Annotated in this window: 12 protein-coding genes; 7 read left to right on the top strand and 5 right to left on the bottom strand. The window is 72.2% G+C overall.

All coding sequences use genetic code 11. From position 1 onward, the window contains the following. Positions 1-425: 425 nt before the first annotated feature. The gene (locus ACFVWD_RS45305; protein WP_389604010.1) at positions 426-986 is read right to left on the bottom strand and encodes a MarR family winged helix-turn-helix transcriptional regulator; all 561 of its coding nucleotides are present in this window, start codon (positions 984-986) and stop codon (positions 426-428) included. Positions 987-1,130: 144 nt separating this feature from the next. On the opposite strand from ACFVWD_RS45305, the gene ACFVWD_RS45300 reads away from it, so the two are divergent. Continuing rightward, complete coding sequence (locus ACFVWD_RS45300; RefSeq protein WP_389604008.1) at positions 1,131-2,408, top strand: MFS transporter; 1,278 nt, start codon at positions 1,131-1,133, stop codon at positions 2,406-2,408. Positions 2,409-2,596: 188 nt separating this feature from the next. On the opposite strand, the gene ACFVWD_RS45295 is transcribed toward ACFVWD_RS45300, so the two are convergent. Beyond that, a complete protein-coding gene (locus ACFVWD_RS45295; RefSeq protein ID WP_389604006.1) occupies positions 2,597-4,252 on the bottom strand; it encodes a SpoIIE family protein phosphatase in 1,656 nt (551 codons plus the stop codon). A gap of 240 nt (positions 4,253-4,492) precedes the next feature. After that, the gene (locus ACFVWD_RS45290) at positions 4,493-5,872 is read right to left on the bottom strand and encodes an NAD(P)/FAD-dependent oxidoreductase (protein WP_389604004.1); all 1,380 of its coding nucleotides are present in this window, start codon (positions 5,870-5,872) and stop codon (positions 4,493-4,495) included. A gap of 374 nt (positions 5,873-6,246) precedes the next feature. Between ACFVWD_RS45290 and ACFVWD_RS45285 the strand changes: the two genes are divergently transcribed. Further along, a complete protein-coding gene (locus ACFVWD_RS45285) occupies positions 6,247-7,026 on the top strand; it encodes a TetR/AcrR family transcriptional regulator (protein ID WP_389604003.1) in 780 nt (259 codons plus the stop codon). 241 nt (positions 7,027-7,267) lie between these two features. Then, a complete protein-coding gene (locus ACFVWD_RS45280) occupies positions 7,268-9,262 on the top strand; it encodes a sigma-70 family RNA polymerase sigma factor (protein ID WP_389604002.1) in 1,995 nt (664 codons plus the stop codon). Between the two features lie 62 nt (positions 9,263-9,324). Here ACFVWD_RS45280 and ACFVWD_RS45275 read toward each other — a convergent pair whose 3' ends face one another. Both ACFVWD_RS45275 and ACFVWD_RS45270 read right to left on the bottom strand, forming a co-directional pair. Then, complete coding sequence (locus ACFVWD_RS45275) at positions 9,325-12,870, bottom strand: BTAD domain-containing putative transcriptional regulator (RefSeq protein WP_389604001.1); 3,546 nt, start codon at positions 12,868-12,870, stop codon at positions 9,325-9,327. Between the two features lie 699 nt (positions 12,871-13,569). After that, on the bottom strand, positions 13,570-15,669 hold the full coding sequence (locus tag ACFVWD_RS45270; RefSeq protein ID WP_389604000.1) for an asparagine synthase-related protein: 2,100 nt from the start codon (positions 15,667-15,669) through the stop codon (positions 13,570-13,572). 747 nt (positions 15,670-16,416) lie between these two features. On the opposite strand from ACFVWD_RS45270, the gene ACFVWD_RS45265 reads away from it, so the two are divergent. The 4 genes from ACFVWD_RS45265 to ACFVWD_RS45250 all read left to right on the top strand — a co-directional run bounded on the left by ACFVWD_RS45265 (position 16,417) and on the right by ACFVWD_RS45250 (position 21,688). Further along, positions 16,417-17,841, top strand: a complete 1,425-nt coding sequence (locus ACFVWD_RS45265; protein WP_099921857.1) for an MFS transporter — start codon at positions 16,417-16,419, stop codon at positions 17,839-17,841. A gap of 164 nt (positions 17,842-18,005) precedes the next feature. Continuing rightward, positions 18,006-19,211, top strand: coding sequence for an L-2-hydroxyglutarate oxidase (lhgO, locus tag ACFVWD_RS45260; RefSeq protein WP_389603998.1), 1,206 nt, complete (start codon positions 18,006-18,008; stop codon positions 19,209-19,211). A gap of 172 nt (positions 19,212-19,383) precedes the next feature. Beyond that, complete coding sequence (gene trmB, locus ACFVWD_RS45255) at positions 19,384-20,223, top strand: tRNA (guanosine(46)-N7)-methyltransferase TrmB (RefSeq protein WP_389603996.1); 840 nt, start codon at positions 19,384-19,386, stop codon at positions 20,221-20,223. Between the two features lie 67 nt (positions 20,224-20,290). Continuing rightward, a complete protein-coding gene (locus ACFVWD_RS45250; protein ID WP_389603995.1) occupies positions 20,291-21,688 on the top strand; it encodes a PrsW family intramembrane metalloprotease in 1,398 nt (465 codons plus the stop codon). Positions 21,689-21,693 lie beyond the last annotated feature (5 nt).

Below are 21,693 nucleotides of genomic sequence, written 5' to 3'. Positions count from 1 at the left end.
CGCTTCCCTTCGGTCTTGCTGTCTTGCTTTGTTCTTGCGTTTCCGACTCTATCAGACCGTTTCGCGATCCGATTTCCTCGGTGCTTTCCAGGTTCTCGCTCTCGCGTTTCCCTTTCCGGCGGTTCCGACTCTATCAGATCCTTTCGGGCCTGATTCCCAGTCAGTGGGGCTTGTCTTCCCGGCTGTTGAGCCGTTCCGACGTCCCAAACTTTAGCGGATCCTCTCGGCAGTTCCTAATCGGACCGCCGCGCCCCAAGCGAATTGAATTCGGGCACGCCGAATTCACCCGTTTGGGAGATCGTGCTGGTGGTTTGGGTGCCGCTACTGCGGCGGAGGTGCTACCGCAGAACCGTTACGGTCCCGTGGCAACTCGAAGAACCTTACGGATCCAGCAGGGTGATGTCAACCAACCCTGTCAAGATCTTTTATTCGAGGTCGCTGAGCCGGCCGCCCGCGTCCGGCTGGGCGTGTTCCACGCGTCGTAGAAGACGCGTCAGAACCTCACCGAGGACACCGCGCTCCTCGGCGGACAGGTCCTGGAGGAGGTCCTCCTCGAAGACCGTGGCGAGGCGCATGGCCTCCAGCCACTTCTCGCGCCCCTCGTCCGTGAGCTCCACGATCACGCGGACACGGTTCGACTCGTCTCGCTCCCGGGTGACCAGACCCTCCGCGACCATCCGGTCGATCCGGTGGGTCATCGCGGCCGGGGTCAGGCCGAGCCGCTTGGCGAGGTCGCTGGGACCCATCCGGTAGGGCTCGCCGGACAGGACGAGGGCCTTGAGGACCTCCCACTCGGCGTTGCTGATGCCGAGGGTGGCGGTCTGGCGGCCGTAGGCGACGTTCATACGGCGGTTGAGGCGGCCGAGCGCCGCCACGATCTTCTCGACCTGGGGGTCGAGGTCCCGGAACTCGCGCTGGTAGGCGGCGATCTGTTCGTCGAGTGTCGGCTCGGTTGTCGGCGCAGTGACGCCGGGAGTGTCGCCCATGTCCGAAGTATCGCACGGGCTCGCTTGGCATTGAAGTCCTTCAAGCTGTACAGTTCAACATCTAACTTTAGCTTCGAAGTCTTCAGGGCTGCATCCATGCATGCCGAAGCTTCACTACCAAGGCAGGTGAAAGTGACCAGGGCGATGGGCGCAGCGATGCGCCGGATCCACGTGGGCAACGCACTCGGAGCGTTCGGGCTCGGCTTTACCGTCCCCTTCCTCTACGTCTATGTGGCGCAGGTACGGGGACTCGGCTCCATGACGGCGGGCCTCGTGCTCGCCGTCTTCGCCGTGGCCGCTCTCGTGGTGCTGCCGTTCGCCGGGCGGGCCATCGTCCTGCGCGGCCCGCTGCCGGTCCTGCTCACCGCCCTGGTCACCGCCGCCTTCGGTGCGCTGAGCCTGGGGCTCGCGAGCAACGCCACGGCCGTACTGCTGTCGGCGGCGGCGCTCGGTGCGGGACAAGCGGTCATGCAGCCGGCGCTGGCGACGATGATCGTGGACTGCTCGATGGCGGACACGCGGTCGCGCGCCTTCGCGACGCAGTTCTTCCTGCAGAATCTCGGGCTCGGCGTGGGTGGCCTGATCGGCGGCCACATCGTCGATACGACCCGCGCGAGTTCGTTCACGCTGCTGTTCGCGATCGAAGCGGCGATGTTCCTGGTGCTGGTCGTGATCATGGCGACCGTACGGGTGCCGCACGCGCCGCGGATCAAGGGGGACGCGCCGAAGGCCGAGGGCGGCAGCTGGAAGCAGCTGCTGGGCAACCGGGCCATGGTGCAGCTGTCCGTGCTGGGCTTCGTGCTGTTCTTCGCCTGCTACGGGCAGTTCGAGTCGGGGCTGTCCGCGTACGGCGTCGAGGCGGCCGGGATCTCGACCTCCGCGCTCGGTACGGCGATGGCGGCGAACACGGCGATGATCGTGGTGGCGCAGTTCGCGGTGCTGAAGTTCGTCGAACGCCGGAAGCGGTCGCGGGTGATCGCGGCGGTCGGCCTCATCTGGGCCGTGGCGTGGCTGACCGCCGGGTACGCGGGGCTCGGACACGGCAGCCAGACGATGGCCACGGCGGCGTTCGTCTCGACGTACGCGCTGTTCGGACTCGGCGAGGCGATGCTGTCGCCGACGGTCGCCCCGCTGGTCGCGGATCTCGCACCGACGGGACTGGCCGGCCAGTACAACTCCGCCTTCGCCCTCGTGAAGCAGCTCGCGCTGGCCGTCGGTCCGGCGGTGGGCGGTCCGATGGGGGCCTCGCTGCACGGTCCGTACGTCGTGACGTTCCTGCTCTTCTCCCTCGGCATCACGTTCCTGGCGCTGCGGCTCGGGCGGCAGCTGAGCCCCGTACAGAACCAGCCGTGGCTGGCGAAGAGCCGGGTGGTGGCTCAGGGCGGGGCGGCACCCGCGGAGCCGGTACGGGCAAGCGCCTGACGGAGGTCTGTACGACGTTCGCACGACGGCTGCCACCACGTTTCACCGTGGTGGCAGCCGTCTCCTGCTTCCGCGGGTGAGTGGGGGCTGGTCGCGCAGTTCCCCGCGCCCCTGGGGGCCGGGGCTGCGCCCCAGGCCCCCCACCAGCACGGTGGCCGGAAGACTTCCGGTGGAGGCGCGTCAGGTGGTCAGCCGGTGGCCCGTGGTAGGGCGAACTCGCACCAGACCGCCTTCCCTCCCCCGGGTGTACGCCGCGACCCCCAACCGGAAGCGATCGTCGCGACGATCGCGATACCGCGGCCGGCCTCGTCGGCGGGCTCGGCACGACGCCGCCGTGGCAGATGGTCGTCGCCGTCGGTGACCTCGATGATGAGGCGGCGGTCGGTACGGCGCAGCCGGAGGCGCATCGGCGGGGTGCCGTGCTGGAGGGAGTTGGCGACCAGCTCGCTGGTGGCGAGGACGCCGAGGTCATGGAGGTCGGACGGGAAGCGCCAACTCGTCAGCACGCCGGAGGCGAAGGCACGCGCGCGTGGAGCCGCTTCCACCCCGCCCAGCAGCTCCAGGGCCGCGTTGCGGAAGAGCTCGCCGTCGGGGCCCGTACGGGCGGGGTGCTGGAGGACGAGGACGGCCACGTCGTCGTCGTGGTCGGCGGTGACGCCCGCGGAGCGGACGAGGCGGTCGCAGACGACCTGGGGAGTGCCCGTCGCCCCCGCGAGGGCGCGTTCCAGAGACGCGATCCCCTCGTCGAGGTCCTCGTCGCGGCGCTCGACCAGGCCGTCGGTGTAGAGGACGGCCGTGGAGCCGGGTCCCAGCGGGACCGAGCCGGAGGCGTGCATCCAGCCGCCGGTGCCGAGCGGCGGTCCGGTGGGTTCGTCGGCGCGGATCACGGTGCCGTGCTCGTCGCGGACGAGGATCGGGAGGTGTCCCGCGGAGGCGTAGACGAGCCGCCCCTCGTTGGGGTCGTGGACGGCGTACGCGCAGGTGGCGATCTGGTTGGCGTCGATCTCCGTGGCGAGTCCGTCGAGGAGTTGCAGGACCTCGTGCGGGGGCAGGTCGAGGCGGGCGTACGCGCGCACGGCGGTGCGCAGTTGCCCCATGACGGCCGCGGCCCGCACTCCGCGGCCCATCACGTCGCCGATGACGAGTGCGGTGCGGCCGCCGCCGAGGGTGATCACGTCGTACCAGTCGCCACCGACCGCGGCCTCGGTGCCGCCGGGCTGATAGGTGGCGGCGACGCGCAGGTCGTCGGGTTCTTCCAGCTCCTGGGGGAGCAGGGAGCGCTGGAGGGTGACAGCGGTCTCGCGCTGGCGGCGCTCGCTGGCGCGCAGTCGCTCGGCGGCCTCGGCGTGGTCGGTGACGTCGGTGGCGAAGACGAGTACGCCGCCGTCCTGGCCGTCCGGGGTGGCGTCGACGGGCGTGCAGGTGAAGGTGTACGAGCGGCCGCCGGGTGCTTTGCGGGACTTGACCGTGCGCGGCTTGGCGCTGCGCAGCACCTGGTCGAGGAGCGGGAGCAGGCCGATCTCCGCGAGCTCGGGGAGCGCCTCGCGTGCGGGTTCGCCGACGGGTCGGGCGCCGAAGGCCGCCACATAGGCGTCGTTGACGTACGCCACGCGGTGGTCGTGGCCGTGCACGAGGGCGACGAGGGCCGGGACGCGGTCGAGGACCTCGCGCACGGGCAGGTCGTCGACGGCGGGGACGGGCGGCGCGTCATCGGTCAGCTGCTCGGCGCGGGCCGCGGGCACGGAGCCCTCGCCTCGGCGGTCCGGGGAGGCCGTGTGTTCGGTTCGCGCCGCGGCGCGGCGCTGCGTTCCGGGGAGCCGGGCGCTCCAGCGGGTGAAGTTCACCGAATCCTTGCCTCGTGATTGTCGTCTCCGGTCGGCTCCGGATCCGGCCGGGGGTCCGGCCCGCGGCCGGAGCCACTGGAGCGCTGCCTCCCTGATCGGAACCCGGGAATTGCGGCGCTGGGGAAGAAGCCTGTGGGTGCGAAGAGCGAACCGTCGGCCCGCCCAAGGTCGGGACCAGTCTGGCCGACCGGACCGACATCCGTCAGACGCCTGCCTGATCGGTGGAGTTCCTGGCTCCGGTCAGGACGACCCCTTCGGGTCGAGCTTCGGGTCGATAGGATGCTTTCCACCGGCCGCGAGTTCGAACTCCGCTCGAGGATGTTCGAGCGATCCGAGGGACACGATCTCCCTCTTGAAGAGCCCCGCCAAGGTCCATTCGGCGAGCACGCGAGCCTTGCGGTTGAAGGTCGGGACCCTGCTCAGGTGGTAGACGCGGTGCATGAACCAGGCAGGATAGCCCTTCAGCTTGCGCCCGTAGACGTGTGCGACACCCTTGTGCAGCCCGAGGGACGCGACCGAGCCGACGTACTTGTGGGAGTACGTCTCCAGGGGCTCGTCGCGCAGGGAGTGCGCGATGTTGTCGCCGAGGACCCTGGCCTGGCGCACCGCGTGCTGTGCGTTGGGCGCGGTCTCCTTGCCGGGCTCCTCGGCGGTGACGTCGGGGACGGCGGCGGCGTCTCCGGCGGCCCACGCGTGGGGGGCGCCTTCGACGGTCAGCTCGGGGGTGCACTTGAGGCGGCCGCGCTCGTTGAGGGGGAGGTTGCTGGCGGCCAGGATCGGGTGCGGTTTCACGCCGGCGGTCCACACGACCGTGCGCGTGGGGAAGCGGGCGCCGTCGCTGAGGACGGCGATCCGGTCCGCGCAGGAGTCGAGGCGCGTCTCGAGGCGTACGTCGATGTTGCGGCGGCGCAGCTGGGTGACCGTGTACTTGCCCATCTCCTCGCCGACCTCGGGGAGGATGCGGTTCGAGGCCTCGACGAGGATCCACTTCATGTCGTCGGCGTTGACGTTGTGGTAGTAGCGGGCGGCGTAGCGGGCCATGTCCTCGAGTTCGCCGAGCGCCTCCACGCCCGCGTAACCGCCCCCCACGAAGACGAAGGTCAGGGCGGCGTCGCGGATCGCGGGGTCCCGGGTGGAGGAGGCGATGTCCATCTGCTCGATGACGTGGTTGCGCAGCCCGATGGCTTCCTCGATGGTCTTGAAGCCGATGGCGTAGTCGGCGAGTCCGGGGATCGGGAGGGCGCGTGAGACCGAGCCGGGGGCGAGGACGAGTTCGTCGTACGTGATCTGTTCCGTGCCCGCGCCCTCCTCGGCGGTGGCGAGCGTGCTGAGCGTCGCGGTGCGCTTGGCGTGGTCGATGCTGTGGGCCTCGCCGACCAGGATCCGGCACCCGTCGAGGACCCTGCGCAGCGGGACCACCACATGGCGCGGCGAGATCAGGCCCGCGGCGGCCTCGGGAAGGAACGGCTGATAAGTCATATAGGGGTCGGGGGAGACGACGGTGATCTCGACCTCGCCCCGATTCAGTTCCGACTTCAACTTTCGTTGGAGGCGCAGGGCGGTGTACATCCCGACGTAGCCGCCGCCGACGATGAGAATGCGCACAGGTTCCTTCACCATCCCATGACGCACCCCGCTCTTGAGTTTGTCCACAGGCTCGACAATTTGTGTGACCGACCGCCGGGGGCCCGAGGGGTTGGCCGGTTTGCCGGACTGCAGGGAGAGTACGCAGGTCAGCGGGGGTGCCCGAGGGGTTCGGAGGGGGCTTAATCGGGAGGTAACCGACCCGTACTCCGATCGGGGGGCGCTCCGTGCGGAACCTGCCCCTTCTGAATTGACCCCCACTCAACTATGTTCGTGTGTCGACGGGGTGTAGGGGGATGCGCTCGACGAGTCCGCACGACGGGTTCGTGAATCAAGCTTGTTCCGCACGCTCCGGCTTCCAATGGCGGGGAGAGTCTCCGGGGGGAGACGTCATTACCGGGGGAACACTTATGCACATTCAGGACTCTCATTGGTCTTCCGCGTCTGCCATCGCGTCCGGTGGCACGATCGGCGCGGCAACGGGCGGCAATGGCCGCGGTCCGGTGGACGGATCGCGGACGACGCCGCTACGGGTGGACGCACAGCGCAATCTGGAGCACGTACTGCGCGCGGCGCGCGAGGTCTTCGGCGAGCTGGGGTACGGCGCGCCGATGGAGGACGTGGCGCGGCGCGCCCGGGTCGGCGTCGGCACGGTGTACCGGCGCTTCCCGAGCAAGGACGTCCTGGTCCGTCGGATAGCCGAGGAGGAGACCTCCCGGCTGACCGACCAGGCGCGCGCGGCGCTCGGTCAGGAGGACGAGCCGTGGTCGGCGCTCTCGCGCTTCCTGCGTACGTCGGTGGCCTCGGGTGCCGGGCGGCTGCTGCCGCCGCAGGTGCTGCGGGTCGGCGTCGCGGAGGAGGGGCCCTCGGCGGACGAGGCGCGGGTGCCGCAGCAGCGGTCCCAGCTCGCCCCCGAGCTCCGGCTCGTGGAGCAGCGGTCGTCGCCCGAGGAGGAGGCCATGGCCGCGGTGGCCGACGACGCCGGTGCGGCCGCGCTGCTCGACGTGGTGGGCCGGCTGGTGGATCGGGCGCGCGCGGCGGGCGAGCTGCGGGCGGACGTGACCGTGGCGGACGTACTGCTGGTCATAGCCACGGCGGCGCCCTCGCTGCCGGATGCCGTCCAGCAGGCCGCGGCCTCGGCCCGGCTGCTGGACATCCTGCTGGAGGGGCTGCGCTCGCGGCCGGCGTGACGGTGGCCGGGGTGACGGAGTCCGAGGGGACGGAGCTCGGGGTCCGCACATTCCGGCCATAACGCAACTGCCTTATGGGGAGCGTTTATTGACTATTCCCCAAACGAGTGACCACTAGTGCTGTCGTGTGGCAAGTGCCCACGGACGAGTGGTTGGTCCGTGCGGTGGGGTCCCGCCCCTGAAGCGTGTGGCACTCTGTCCCGGTATTCGGGTCCGAGTGTGCAGGCGGGGGCTTTCCGCGATGAGCGTTGACGGGCGGGACGAGTCACTCGGTGACGGTGGCGCGGAGGCCGGCGGGTCGCCCTCGCGGCAGGTACCGAGCCAGGGCGGTCCGTCGGGCATCACCTCGGAACCCTCGGGTACGCCGGGTGGTTCAGGCGCTTCGGGTGGTTCAGGCGCTTCGGGCGCTCCACGGGACCCCAGTGTTCCGGCGCAGCGCGACCGGTTCGACCGGCGTGACGGCGGGAACGCCCTGTCGCCCCCGATCGAGCGGCCGCCCTCCGACGCCGATCTGATCGGGCGGATGCGCGCGGGCGACGACACGGCGTACGAGGAGTTGTACCGCCGTCACGCCGAAGCCGTCCGTCGTTATGCCCGCACCTGCTGCCGGGACGCGTACACCGCGGACGACCTCACCGCCGAGGTGTTCGCCCGCATGCTCCAGGCGGTCCGCCGCGGCCACGGCCCCGAGCACGCCGTACGCGCGTATCTGCTCACCACGGTCCGCCGCGTCGCCGCGAGCTGGACGAAGTCCGCGAAACGGGAGCAACTGGTCGACGACTTCGCGGTGTTCGCCGCGCAGTCCTCCCGCGCCTCCGAGGTGTCCGACGACGACACGCTGGACCTGGGCGCCGACGTACGGGCGATGCACGAGGCCGAGCAGTCCATGGCCATGCAGGCGTTCCGGTCGCTGCCGGAGCGCTGGCAGGCCGTGCTGTGGCACACGGAGGTCGAGGATGAGTCCCCGAGCGAGGTCGCCACGCTCTTCGGGCTCGACGCCAACGGCACCCGCGTCCTGGCCAGCCGCGCCCGCGAGGGCCTCAAGCAGGCCTACCTCCAGGCACACGTAAGCATCACGCTCACCATGGACGAGGAGTGCGCGCGTCACGCCGACCGGCTCGGCGCCTACGCCCGGGGCGGCCTGCGCACCCGGGCCGAGCGCGGACTGCGCAAGCACCTGGAGGAGTGCGCCAAGTGCCGGCTGGCCGCGGGCCAGATCAAGGAAGTCGCCAGCGGGATCCCCGCGGTCGTGCCGGTCGCGGTCATCGGTTGGTTCGGTGCCGCCGGGTACGCGAAGGCCGTCGCGCTCATCGCCGGTGGCGCCGGAGCGGGCGCGGCCGGGGCGGCCGGCGCCGCGGCGGCGAGCGGCGGCTCGGGCGGGGCGAGCGCCGGGGGCGGCGCGGCCGCCTCGGAGGGGCTGGGCGCGCCGGTCAAGGCCGGTATCGCGGCGGGAGTCGTCGCGGTGGCCGCGGCGGCGGTGGCACTCGCCCTCGTCGGCAACGGCAGTCCGGTCAAGAAGCCCGAGGCCAAGCCGCCGGCGACCTCGCCGGTGGTCGAAGCGCCACAGCCGCAGCCGACGCCGACTCCGTCGAAGAAGCCCGCGCCACAGCCCCCGGTGGTGGCCCCCGCACCGACGCCCAGCCCGACCCCGACTCCCACTCCCCGGCCCACCCCGAAGCCCACGTCCACGCCCACGCCGTCCCCCACCCCGCCGCGGGCGAATCCGAAGCCCACCCCTACTCCGACCCCCACTCCGACCCCTACTCCGACGCCCACGCCCACCCCGCCGCCTCCTCCCGCACCGGTCGTCTACCAGTGGAACGAGTTGAAGTACGACGTCACCGGTGACCACACCAAACCCGAGATGCGGCTCGGCGAGAGCAGTTGGGTGTGGCAGCGGTGGGGGGTGTCGATCGCGGGTCAGCGGTACACCCACGGCGTGACCGTGCACGGCGAGTCCTCGGTCACCATCGACCTCAACCGCAGTTGCTCGGCGTACGACGCGCTGGTCGGTGTGGACGACCTGACGCCGGGCCTCGGCCAGGTGAGCTTCTCCGTGTACGCCGGCGGAGCGCGCCTGTGGCAGTCGCCACTGGTCGGGGGCGGCGACCCCGCGGTCCCCGTGCATGTGAACCTCACCGGCCGCAAAACGATTCGACTGGCCGTCGAACCGCACACGAGATTCGACGCCGTGGCCCTGGCGGACTGGGCGGAGTCCACGTTCCAGTGCCGGTGAGGTGCGTCGAAGCGAGGTGCGGCACTCCCTCGCCGCCTACTCGTACTCCTTACGCGTAATCCTTACTCGTATTCCTTCAGCGCCTCCGCGAGCTCCCGCAGGGCGTCGGCCTGGGTGAAGCCCGCCCCCGTCGTCCGCTCGGACTCATGGCGGACGGGACCGAGAGCGGCACGCGCGGCGGTCTCCGTGCGCTCGGCGCCGGTGCGCTCCTGGGTGGGACGGGGAAGACCGCCGCGCCAGGAGGTACCAGCGGCGAGCAGACGGGCCGCTCGGGGATGGTCGCCGAGTTCGGACAGCAGGCCCGCCGCACTCTCGACGAAGCTCGCCGTCACCACGTCGGCGCACCGCCCCGTCACCGCCGTGGCCAACGCGTCGACCATCTTGCGCAGGCCGGGCTCCGGACCGGACTCGGCAGCTGTCACGAGCGCCTCGACCCAGTTCAGCGCCGCCATGAACTGCGGCGGCGGGGTGCCGCGGGCGGTCATCTCGCACGCCTGTTCCCACTGTTCGCGCGCGAAGGCGACCTCTCTGTCGTCCAGGGCCAGCTGGGCGCGGAGCAGACGGACGAAGGCGCCGGAGTCCGTGATGCTGTACCGCTCGGCCGCGGCGTTGGCCTCGTCCAGGGCGGTCAGCGCCTGCGAACGCTCGCCCGCGCGGTAGGCGAGCTCGGCCAGCCGCGCCATGAGGAAGGGCGTCTCGGCGTACGCGCCGACCTCGAAGGCCAGCCGCAGTGCCTCCTCGTACTCGCCCTTGGCCTCGTCGTAGAGACCGCGCGCCATGGCCGCCTCCCCCGCGGCGCTGCACACCTGGGCGCGCACCCAGCGGTCGCCCACGCGCCGGCTGAGCACCCGCAGCTCCGCGAGGTCGTCGTCCACGCCCTGCATGCCGCCCGGGGCGTCGACGACCATGTGCGTACGGAACATCAGGGTGACGCCGATCTCCCACTCCCCGCCGTACGCTCGGCAGTTGGCGAGCGCCGTGTCCATCGACGGACGCACGTCGTGCCAACCGCTCAGGAAGAAGGCGGTCAACGGCCAGACGATGCCCGGCATGGTCGCCGCGTCCGGACCGCCCTTCTCGAAGAAGTCCCGCACCCGCACGATGTACTCCGAGATCCATGGATACGCCCCTGCGTCCAACGGATCAGTCTCCACCAGCATGAACAGGTGCAACATGCGCGCCCGCATCCGCATGCCGTGCAGCGGATGGGACTCCTCGTGGTCCGGGGCGGCGAGGAAGGCTGCCAGCGGATCGAAACGGTCCAGGTCGGCGAAGAGGACACCATCGCCGCCACCGTCACGCCCCTCGCACCCGTCGCCACCGTCGCCACGCTCCCCGCCGTACGACCGGTTCGCCTCGGACACGACGCCCCTCGCGTCGAGCGCCGCGCCCAGCCGCAGCAGGCGGTCCGTCCATTCCCCGCCTTCGCGGCGGAAGTTGCGCAGCCACCAGAACCAGCCCGTGGCGAGGACGATCGCGCCGGCGTCCTCCTCCGCACCGGCGACGATCGCGCGGTGCAGGGCCGCCCGGATGTTGTCGAGCTCGGTCTCCAGGCGGTGGATCCAGGGCAGCTGCGCGGCGGAGCGCAGCAGTGGCTCGGCCTCCTCGACGAGGTCACGCGCCCACGCGCGGTGGCGCCGCTCGGCGGTGGCGCGCAGCTCGGGGACTTCGGCGGCGCGCTCGGTGGCGTACTCGTGGATCGTCTCCAGCATGCGGTACCGCATGCCGCCGCCGACGCCGTCCTCGTCGTAAGGGGTGGCGGACGGGGTCGCGACGATCAATGACTTGTCGACGAGCGCCCCGACGAGTTCGGCCACGCCACCGGCGACCGGACCGGTGACGGCACCGGTGCAAACGGCTTCGGCGGCCGTGAGGTCCCAGCCGCCCGCGAAGACGGACGCCTCGCACAGCACGGCCCGCTCCCGTTCGTCGAGCAGGTCCCAGGACCAGTCGACGACGGCGCGCAGGGTCTGCTGGCGGGGCAGCACCGTGCGGCTTCCGGAGGTGAGCAGCCGGAAGCGGTCGTCGAGCCGGTCGGCGATCTGGCGAGGTGTCAGCAGTCGCAGGCGCGCGGCGGCCAGCTCGATGGCCAGGGGCAGGCCGTCGAGCCGTCGGCAGATCTCGTCCACCGCCTCGGAGTCGTGGAGCGCGGCGTCGGCGTCGGGACGTACGGCCGCCGCGCGCTCCATGAACAGCCGGCGCGCGGGGTCGGGCGGCAGGGGCTCGACCGGGCGCACCAGCTCGCCGGGGACGCCGAGGGGTTCACGGCTGGTGGCGAGGATGGTGAGCCCCGGGCAGCGGGTGAGCAGGGTCTCGGCGAGTTCGGCGGCCGCGCCGATGACGTGCTCGCAGTTGTCAAGGATCAGGAGCTGGCTGCGCGGGGCGCAGTACTCGACGAGCAGGCCGAGCGGGTCGTCCTGGCCGACCATCGCCATCTCGTGGGTCATCAACACGGTCTCGCGCAGACCGAGGGCGCTGACCACCGCGCCCGGGACCGCCTCGGGCCGGTCGAGCGGGGCCAGCTCGACCAGCCAGGCCTGCGGGAGCCCGGCGGCGGCTTCCTCGGCGAGGCGGGTCTTTCCCGAACCGCCCGGTCCGGTCAGCGTGACCAGGCGTGCCCTCTGCACATCCGAACGGATCGCGTCGAGTTCGGGTTCCCGGCCGACGAAGGAGTTCAGGCGGGGGCGGAGGTTGCCGGTGCGTTCAGGGTCGAGGCGTGGGTCGGGACCGGGGCGGAGGTGTCCGTCCTCGGCCCGGTGCGGGGTCGGTCGCTCTTCGGAAGAGCCGGTGTCGACGCGCAGGCCACCAGGGGCGGCCGCCTCCGCCCCGTCCCCTTCCCGCCGTACGCGACGGTCGGCACGCACGGGTATGGGCCCCGGCCCGCCCGCTCCCGCCGGGGTGAGCAACTCCGCGTGCAGTCTCCGCAGTTCCCCGCCGGGATCCGCGCCCAGGCCCTCCTGGAGGGCGCGGCGCACCTCTTCGTACGCGGCCAGCGCGTCCGCGCCGCGGCCCGCGTCGCGCAGGGCGCGGATGAGCAGGGCGTGCAGGGCCTCGTCGTACGGGTGGGCGGTTGTCAGCTCCTTCAACTCCGGTACGACGTCGGGGGCGCGGCCCAGTCGCAGGTCCGCGTCGATGCGGGTGCGCGTCGCCTCCAGGCGGAGCGCGTCCGGGCGGGTGGCGGCGTCCCGGTCGGGGAGGTCCGCGAGGGCCGGGCCGTGCCACAGGGCGAGGGCGTCGCGCAGGGTGTGGGCGGCGGTGGACGCGTCGCCGCGGTCGAGGGCGGCCTTGCCTTCTCGTACCTGCCGCTCGAAGACGAACAGGTCCACGTCGTCCTTGGTCGCCCGCAACCGGTAGCCGCCCGTCTCCGAGGCGACCGCGTCCTTGCCGATCGCCCGGCGCAGGCGGCCGATCAGGGCCTGCAACGCCGCCGGGGCGTCCAGTGGGGGGTCGTCCGCCCATACCTCGTCGATCAGGGTCTGGGGGGTGGTCGTGCGGTCCGTTCGTCGGGCGAGCGCCGTCAGCAAGGCGCGTACCCGGGGGCCGCCCAGCGCGACCGGGGCCCCCTGATCATCCTCCGCCTGGGCGACCCCCAGGATTCTGTACCGCACCCGCCTATTCTCACCTCGCGCGGTGCGCGGGGCCGAGGCTTTCCCCGGCGGGCCTACGCCCAGGTTCTCCGCCCCCGCCGCCCCTACCCTCCCCCAAGCTCTCGGCTTCGCTCGAGCAGGGGGGACCCCCATCATCCTCAACCTGGGGGCGCCCCCAGCCCCCCTGGTGGGTTCGTCGGCTACGGGCCGGTGGGGGCCGATCGCGCAGTTCCCCGCGCCCCTGGGCCGGGGCTGCGCCCTCGGCCCCCTATCGGCCTGAACGGCCTCGTCTTCAAACGCCGGACGGGCTGAATGAAGCGCGCCAGAGCCCCTTCAGGGGCGCGGGGGGATGCGGGGCGAACCCGCGTCCGCGATCGGCCCCTCCGCCCCCCACCGGCCCGCAGCCAAACGAATCCGGGCGGGTGGCGGATGCGAGGGCGAAGCCCCACCTTGGGGGCGCGGGAAACCGCGCGATCAGCCCCTCCGACCCCCTCCGGCCCGCAGCCGCCCGCGCGCCGAAGGGGCCGGGCCGGTGCGTCGAAAGCCCGTCGCTTACGTTCGGGTCTGGAAGCGGCTCCCTGTAGGGCAAGGTCTGATCCGGCGGCGACGGGCTCGACGTACCGGCACGGCCCCGACCCAACGACGGCCCAACGACGACCCAACGACGACCGAACGACGGCCCGGAGACGGCCCAGAGACGAGCCAGGGGCCACCCGGCCGCTACCCCCGCCCCCCGGCCCCCGCCCCCAACGCCCGCCCCTGTGGCACGATCCCCGCGGGTACGGCCCGTTGGCGGGCCGGTGTGCCCGTCCAGCATGTGCCGCGGCGGGCCAGCAGGCGGCGCAGCCACAGTTCCAGGGAGACCAGATCCGCCAGCCCGTCCAGCGGCAGCGGCTCCCCCGCCGCGGCCGCCCGCAGGGCCTTGCGGACGACCCGTGCCTCGACGAGCCCCGCCTGCGCCAGCAGAGGAGTGTCGAACAAAGCGATCAGGGAATCCGCGGCCACCCGCAACCCCGTCCGCGCCGCCGCCGCCGAGGACGCGTGCGACGGCGCGCCCCAGCCGGGCGGCAGGTCGGCCACCCCGGCGCCCTCCAGGACGGTCCGCAGGATCGCGGCACGCGCCCCGGGCTGGACCCGCAGCGCCTCCGGCAACTCACGGCACGCGCGGACGACCTGGTTGTCCAGGAACGGCGCGTGCAGCCGCTGGAAGCGGATCTCGGCGGCCTGCTCCAGGACGCGAAGATCGGCGGCGTGGCGCGCGAGCGCCGCCCGGGCGCGGAAGTCACCGGGCCGCTGCCCGGGACCGACCACCCCCGTCCGACCTGCGGCTCCTTGTAGGCGAACCGATACTTCAGCCAGCGCCTCACCGGTCAGCCAACGCGCCGCGGGACCAGGCCTGGCCCAGGTGAGCGCAGCGAGTGACGCACCCACCGCGCCTCCCGGTTCGTCGAAGCGCCGGTGCAGCAGCCGGTCGGCGAGGACGTCGACGCCGGTCCGGTACGGCGTACGGGCGAGTTTGCGCGCGGCGCCGTACACGCGCGCGGGAACCATGACGGAACCGTCCGCCTTCGCCAACGCGGCGACGGGCCGGACCAGATGGCGTCTCTTGCGGTCCATCAGCAGGTCGGCCAGCCGCGCGGGGTGCGCGTCCAGGACCTGCCGGGCGCCGTATCCCGTGAAGTGGTCCGCGCTCCCGGAGGACAGCCGCGCGCGGTGCCGCGCCGCCGTCACCAGCGACGGCCCCGGCTCGTCCGTCAGCGGCCCCTCCAGGTCGGCGTACGGAAGCGTCTCCTCGCCCCCGGCGACGACCACATGGTGCAGCCGGGGGTTCGCGGCGAGCGTCCCGGCCCGCTCCACCTCGGCCTCCCGTCCGCGGACGGCGAGGTCGTTGAAGGTGACGGCGAGGAGCCGCTCACCGGCGCCCGTGCCGTGCCCGAGGACCGTGCCGGGCGCCCCCGGCAGCCCCGCCGCGAGCAGGGCCAGCGTCCCGGAGGCGGGCCCTCCGGAGAGGTCGGCCCCGATTCCCGGTACGGGCATCCCGCGCGCCGCGCGCCGCTCCGCGGGCCCCATCCCGGGTACGGGCCCGGGGTCGATGTCGGTCCCGGGTACGTGCCGGGGAGCGGCGAGGCGCGCGCGTACGGCCTCCACCAGGGCGTCCCGAACGCCGTCCACCGCGCTGTCGGGGTCCGCGGTGGGCGCGGCGACGGCGAGGGAGGCGACGGGCTCGTAGCCGGCGACCTCGCGGGCACCCGCGCGCAGGATCAGCGCGTGCCCCGGCGGAATGCGTCGTACGCCGTCGTACGGGGTCGAGTCGTGGACCGCGGCCGGTACGTCCGGGGCGGCGAGCAGGGCCGCCAGGTGCCCGAAGTCGAGGTTGGCCTCGATGAGGTCGGCCAGCGGCAGGGCGGCGGTCGCGTAGGCCGTACCGCCCGCCCAGGGCGTGTGGAAGACGGGCCGCGCGCCCGCGAGGTCGCCCGCGACGGTGGTGCGGCGGCCGACCTGGACGACGGCGGTGTAGCTGCCGGACCAGGCGGTGAGGTGGCGCAGTGCGCCGCCGCGCGCGGCGAAGAGGCCGACCTTGAGTTCTTCGTCGCTCGCCCCGCAGGTGCCGAGGACGGCGATCCGGTTCTGCGCGTCGGCCTTGATGACGCGGACCTCGTCGGGGCGCCAGTCGCCGACCGCCCAGAGCGGATCGGGGTCGCCCCACAGGAGTTGGGAGCCCACCGGATGCACGGTCTCGCCGTCGCCTCCGGTGGCGCCCGCCAAGCCGATCTCGGGCGCTCTGGCGGCGGTACTGCTCCACCCCACCAACCACCGCATCGACGCCTCCACAGGCTGTGGACAACCAGTGCACCGTACGAACTCGGCTCCATGCTGCCACGAAGACCGCGAACGGGAGGGCCCCTGCGGCGGCTTGCGCCCCCCGGAATGCGCCCCCGCGAATACGTTCGCGCCGTTGGGAGGCCGCTGCAAAGCCGATCCGAAGCAGATGCGAACACCCGCCCGAAGCAAGGCGATCACGAGAGATTCACTGGGAACGGCGAGTGGGCGGGGGTGGATCGGCGACGTGAATGCGCCCCCGATACGCTCCCCGAAAGCACCTCATGCGCCCTCAAGTGGCGTGGTAGGAGCGCTATTTACCCGCAAAGGCCACCATCGATTTTCGGCCAAATCGGCTGCGGGCGGACAGGCCCGCACACGCTCCGTACAGGACCTGCACACCGCTTGGACAACGCACAGTCCGGGAGGCGGAGTTCGCCTCCCGGACCGGTCCGCCGCCCGCGGGGATGTAGGCGGCGGTGTCCCCCAGCCCACTGGATCCAGTACAGCGGGCCGACCCACGCGTGATCCATGGAAGCGCTCCCCCGGTGGCCGGAGAAGAGCGCACGGACGGGCGCACAGCCACACAGCGGGAGCACGATGCAACCGTCCGTACTTCCGTACGGACCACAATCCCGCCATCCGGAACAACGCCCCTTAACGCATGGGATGCGGCGAACTACGCTGGGTTTACGAATGCCGCATGGTTATGCCAGCGCGGCAGCCGTCTGTGTCGAGGGGTGGCGCATGTCCAGGGAGCAACGCGGGCCGAACGAAAAACTCGGCGCCGTTCTCGCCCTCGCGGGAATCAGCAACGCAGGACTCGCGCGGCGCGTCAACGATCTTGGCGCTCAACGCGGGTTGACTCTTCGCTACGACAAGACGTCGGTGGCGCGCTGGGTGTCGAAGGGAATGGTGCCGCAGGGTGCGGCGCCGCATCTCATCGCGGCCGCCATCGGTCAGAAGCTCGGCCGCCCGGTGCCGCTCCACGAGATCGGCCTGGCGGACGCGGATCCCGCGCCCGAAGTGGGCCTCGCCTTCCCCCGTGACGTCGGGCAGGCGGTGCGGTCGGCCACCGAGCTGTACCGCCTCGACCTCGCCGGCCGCCGGGCCGGCAGCGGCGGCATCTGGCAGTCCCTGGCGGGATCCTTCGCAGTGAGCGCTTACGCGACTCCCGCCTCACGGTGGCTGATAACCCCGGCCGACAGTTCGGTGGCGCGGGACGTGAACCCTTCCGAGGGCTCCGGGGCACCACTGAAAGTCGGCCACAGCGATGTGCAGAAGCTCCGCGAGGCAGCAGAGGACGCCAGGCGCTGGGACTCCAAGTACGGAGGTGGCGACTGGCGTTCGTCGATGGTGCCGGAATGTCTGCGGGTCGAGGCGGCACCGCTGCTGCTCGGCGCCTACTCCGACGAAGTGGGCAGAGCCCTCTTCGGGGCGAGTGCCGAGCTGACCCGCCTGGCGGGCTGGATGGCCTTCGACACGGGCCAGCAGGAAGCCGCCCAGCGCTACTACATCCAGGCCCTGCGCCTGGCCCGAGCCGCCGCCGACGTCCCCCTGGGAGGCTACGTACTGGCCTCCATGTCCCTCCAGGCGACCTACCGCGGCTTCGGCGACGAGGGCGTCGACCTCGCCCAGGCCGCTCTGGAACGCAACCGGGGGCTCGCCACCGCCCGCACCATGAGCTTCTTCCGCCTCGTCGAGGCACGCGCCCACGCGCGCGCGGGTGACGCCCAGGCGGCCGGCGGGGCCCTGAAGGCCGCCGAGGGCTGGCTGGAGCGGGCCCGGGACGGCGACCACGACCCGAGCTGGCTCGGCTTCTACTCGTACGACCGTTTCGCGGCCGACGCGGCCGAGTGCTACCGCGACCTGAAGGCGCCGCGCCAGGTGCGCCGCTTCACCGAGCAGGCGCTGTCGAAGCCGACGGAGGAGTTCGTACGCTCCCACGGCCTGCGACTGGTGGTGTCGGCGGTCGCCGAGCTCGAGTCGGGCAATCTCGACGCGGCATGCGAGCAGGGCGTACGGGCGGTGGAGGTCGCCGGGCGGATTTCCTCCGCGCGCACGACGGAGTACGTGAAGGACCTTCTGCACCGTCTGGAGCCCTACGGCGACGAACCGCGTGTGGTGGAGCTGAGGGAGCGGGCACGGCCGCTGCTGATGGCCCCAGCCTAGGCGCGGGTGCCTTCGCGTCTGCCGGGTTGTCGTGGTCTCGGGGCTGCGGGTGTCCTGGGCTGGTCGCGCAGTTCCCCGCGCCCCTTCAGGGGCGCGGCCCGCTTCCTGGGTTTGAAGGCGTTGTCAGTGGCGCAGTGCACTCTTGAAGCCGGGAGGTGGAACAGGTGCGGGTCGCTTACGACTGCGATGTGCTGGTGATCGGCGGCGGGATCGTCGGCCTGGCGACGGCGTATGCGATCACGCGCGCCGCGCCGGGCACACGGGTGACGGTGCTGGAGAAGGAGCGGGGCCCCGCCCGTCATCAGACGGGGCGCAACAGCGGGGTGATCCACAGCGGGATCTACTACCGGCCCGGCTCGCTGAAGGCGCGGTACGCCGTGCGGGGCGCCGCCGAGATGGTGAAGTTCTGCGCGGAGTACGACATCGCGCACGCCGTCACCGGAAAGCTGATCGTCGCCACGGAGAAGGCGGAGCTGCCCCGTCTGCACGGGCTCGTGCAGCGCGGCCGGGAGAACGGGATTCCGGTGCGGGAGCTGGGCCCCGCCCAGATAGCGGAGTACGAGCCGCAGGTGCGCGGGCTCGCCGCGATCCACGTCGGCACGACGGGGGTGTGCGACTTCGTCGCCGTGGCCCGGCAGCTCGCCGAGTCCTCCGGGGCGGAGATCCGGTACGAGGCGCAGGTCGTCCGCATCGACCGCCGGCCCGCACTCGGTGTCGCCGTCCGTACGGCGGACGGGGCGATCGTGCGGGGACGAGTGCTGGTCAACTGCGCCGGGCTGCACTGCGACGAGATCGCGCGCCTGGCCGGGGACGAACCCGGCATGCGGATCATCCCCTTCCGCGGCGAGTACTACTCCCTGGCGCGTCCCGAGCTGGTCCACGGCCTGGTCTACCCGGTCCCCGACCCCGCCTTCCCCTTCCTCGGCGTGCATCTCACCCGGGGGATCGACGGAGACGTCCACATCGGGCCCAACGCGGTGCCCGCGCTCGCCCGGGAGGGGTACGGGTGGGGGGTCGTCCGGCCCCGTGAGGTGGGTACGGCCGTGGCGTGGCCCGGTTCCTGGCGGATGGCGCGGCGGCACTGGCGGTACGGGGCGGGGGAGCTGCGGCGGTCGGTGTCCAAGGCGGCGTTCACCGGGGCCGTGCGGCGGCTGCTGCCGGCGGTGACGCCGGACGACCTGATCCCGGCCTCGGCCGGTGTCCGGGCCCAGGCCGTCCTGAGGGACGGCACCCTGGTGGACGACTTCCTCATCAAGGAGGGCCCGCGGACCGTGCACGTCCTGAACGCACCGTCGCCCGCCGCCACGGCGTCGCTCCCTATCGGGCGTGAGGTCGCGCGCAGGGCGCTGGAGGTGCTGGCGGGGACGTGACGGGGTTGACGGGCCGGGCCGGTCGGTTCTTCGTCTGCGGGCCCGTGGGGGCCGGCCGCGCAGTTCCCCGCGCCCCTGAAAGCCCCGGTCGGCCGGCGTGACAGAGCTCGCGCCCTTGGCGGGGGTGAGGGGGCAGGAGACTGCTCCCGGGGCGCCGTAAAATCGCCTCACTGTGTCTGACTCCATTGACTCCCCCGAAGAGCCCCGGTCCAGCTCCGTCGCCGGAGATGAGCCCTATCGGCGTGCCCGGGCCAAGGGGGAGCCCCGGTTCCCCGACGGTCCGAAGGCCGACCCCGCCGGATCGCACTTCGAGCGGCGCATCCGGAGTTTCCAGCCGCGGCGCAGCCGGGTCACCACGGGCCAGGCGGACGCGCTGCAGCGGCTGTGGCCGAAGTGGGGGCTCGACATCGACGGGCAGCACGTGATCGATCTCTCCGAGTTGTTCGGGGGCGAGCGGCCCGTCGTGCTGGAGATCGGGTTCGGGATGGGCGAGGCCACCGCGCGGATGGCGGCGGAGGACCCGAAGACGGGGATCCTGGCCGTCGACGTGCACACGCCGGGGCAGGGCAACCTGCTCAATCTCGCGGACCAGACCGGGCTCACCAATGTCCGCGTCGGCAACGGCGACGCGATCATTCTGCTCAGGGAGATGCTCACACCGGATTCCCTGAGCGGGCTGCGCGTGTACTTTCCCGATCCCTGGCCCAAGAAGCGGCACCACAAGCGGCGGCTGATCCAGCCGGAGTTCCTCAGCCTCGCCGCGACCCGCCTCAGGCCCGGCGCCCTCGTGCACTGCGCGACCGACTGGGAGCCGTACGCCGAGCAGATGCTGGAAGTGCTGAGCGCACACCCGGACTTCGAGAACACCCAGCCGGACGGCGGTTACGCGCCTCGTCCGGACTTCCGGCCGCTGACCCGTTTCGAGGGTCAGGGACTGGAGAAGGGTCATGTGGTGAACGACCTCCTGTTCCGGCGCGTACAGCACCGAGACCAGGACACATCCGGCGACTGAAGACCCGCGGACGAACACCACCAGGCGCCGTCGCGGGCAGCGCCCCTCCCTCGTTAGGGTCAATGCCGTGGCCACCTTCCCCCCGTACCCGACGTATCCCGGCGGTCCCACCGGTGGGCCGGCCGACGGTGCGCTGCGGCACGCGCACTGGTGGCAGCGGAAGTGGGTGCGCTACGGCGCGCTGATCACCCTGCTCGCGCTCTCCGGCCTCGTCATCCTGGCCCTGGTCCGCCAACAGACCGGCACCGAGGGTTTCCTGGTCGGGCTCGGCCTCGCCGTGCTGCCCGTGCCGCTCCTCGTCGCCGCGTTCCGCTGGCTGGACCGGGTGGAGCCCGGCCCCTGGCGCAACCTGCTCTTCGCCTTCGCCTGGGGCGCCTGCGCGGCGGCGCTGATAGCGATCGTCGCCAACAGTTTCGCGACCAAATGGATAGCGACCGCCACCGCCGACCCGACCAGCGCCGACACCCTCGGCGCGACCGTCATAGCGCCGATCGTGGAGGAGTCCGCGAAAGCCGCCGCCGTGCTCCTGGTGTTCCTCTTCCGCCGCCGGGACTTCACGGGGATCGTCGACGGGGTCGTCATAGCCGGAGTCACCGCCACCGGCTTCGCCTTCACCGAGAACATCCTCTATCTCGGCACCGCCTTCGGCACGGACCAGCTCAACGGTGACCGCGGTCTGGCCTCCGTCACCGCCGCGACCTTCTTCGTCCGCGTCGTGATGTCGCCCTTCGCGCACCCCCTGTTCACCGTGCTCACCGGCATCGGCTTCGGCATCGCGGCGCTGTCCGCCGAGCGCCAGCACGTGCGACGCGTCCTGCTGCCCCTGACCGGACTGCTGCTCGCGATGGGCATGCACTCCACGTGGAACGGCTCGTCGAACTTCGGGGAGTACGGCTTCTACGCGGTCTACGGGGCGTTCATGGTGCCCGCGTTCGGCCTGCTCACCTTCCTCGTCATCTGGACGCGGCAGCGGGAGCTGAAGACCGTACGGACCGAACTTCCGGCGTACGCGGCGGCCGGGTGGCTCACCCCGCCCGAGCCGTACGTGCTCGGCTCGATGCGGGCGCGGCGACTGGCCCGCGAGTACGCCGCCCACCACTTCGGCAAGGCGGCGGCGCGCTCGGTCGCGCAGTACGAGGCCTACGCGACCTCGCTGGCGTTTCTGCGGCACCGGGGGCGCAGTGGCCGCGCCAACGCCGACTTCGTCGTACGGGAACGGGAGTTGCTGCACGAGCTGTGGCGCCGCCGGGAGGTCGCCCGCCCCTCCCTCGCGTACGCGGCCCACACGGCGGCCCCGGCCGTACCCGTGCCGCCTCAGGTACCGCCGCCGTGGCCCGGGTACGGCTACGCGCCGGTGCCCGGCCAGGCGAACCCCGCCGGCGCGCCCCCGTACCCCATCGGTGCGACGACGCCGTACCCCGCACCGACGACGCCGTACCCCGCGTACAACCCCTACCAGTCGTAGGTCTC

The organism is Streptomyces sp. NPDC058086 (assembly GCF_042885015.1).
Taxonomy (GTDB): domain Bacteria; phylum Actinomycetota; class Actinomycetes; order Streptomycetales; family Streptomycetaceae; genus Streptomyces.
The sequence above is the reverse complement of the archived record's forward strand: the minus strand, read 5'-3'. Positions and strand labels throughout refer to the sequence as shown.

Excerpts from the sequence above, each read along its gene's own strand:
- ACFVWD_RS45290 (WP_389604004.1), bottom strand. The coding sequence starts at position 5,872 with ATGGTGAAGGAACCTGTGCGCATTCTCATCGTCGGCGGCGGCTACGTC.
- ACFVWD_RS45300 (WP_389604008.1), top strand. The coding sequence starts at position 1,131 with ATGGGCGCAGCGATGCGCCGGATCCACGTGGGCAACGCACTCGGAGCG.
- ACFVWD_RS45305 (WP_389604010.1), bottom strand. The coding sequence starts at position 986 with ATGGGCGACACTCCCGGCGTCACTGCGCCGACAACCGAGCCGACACTC.
- ACFVWD_RS45280 (WP_389604002.1), top strand. The coding sequence starts at position 7,268 with ATGAGCGTTGACGGGCGGGACGAGTCACTCGGTGACGGTGGCGCGGAG.
- ACFVWD_RS45265 (WP_099921857.1), top strand. The coding sequence starts at position 16,417 with ATGTCCAGGGAGCAACGCGGGCCGAACGAAAAACTCGGCGCCGTTCTC.
- ACFVWD_RS45285 (WP_389604003.1), top strand. The coding sequence starts at position 6,247 with ATGCACATTCAGGACTCTCATTGGTCTTCCGCGTCTGCCATCGCGTCC.
- ACFVWD_RS45270 (WP_389604000.1), bottom strand. The coding sequence starts at position 15,669 with ATGCGGTGGTTGGTGGGGTGGAGCAGTACCGCCGCCAGAGCGCCCGAG.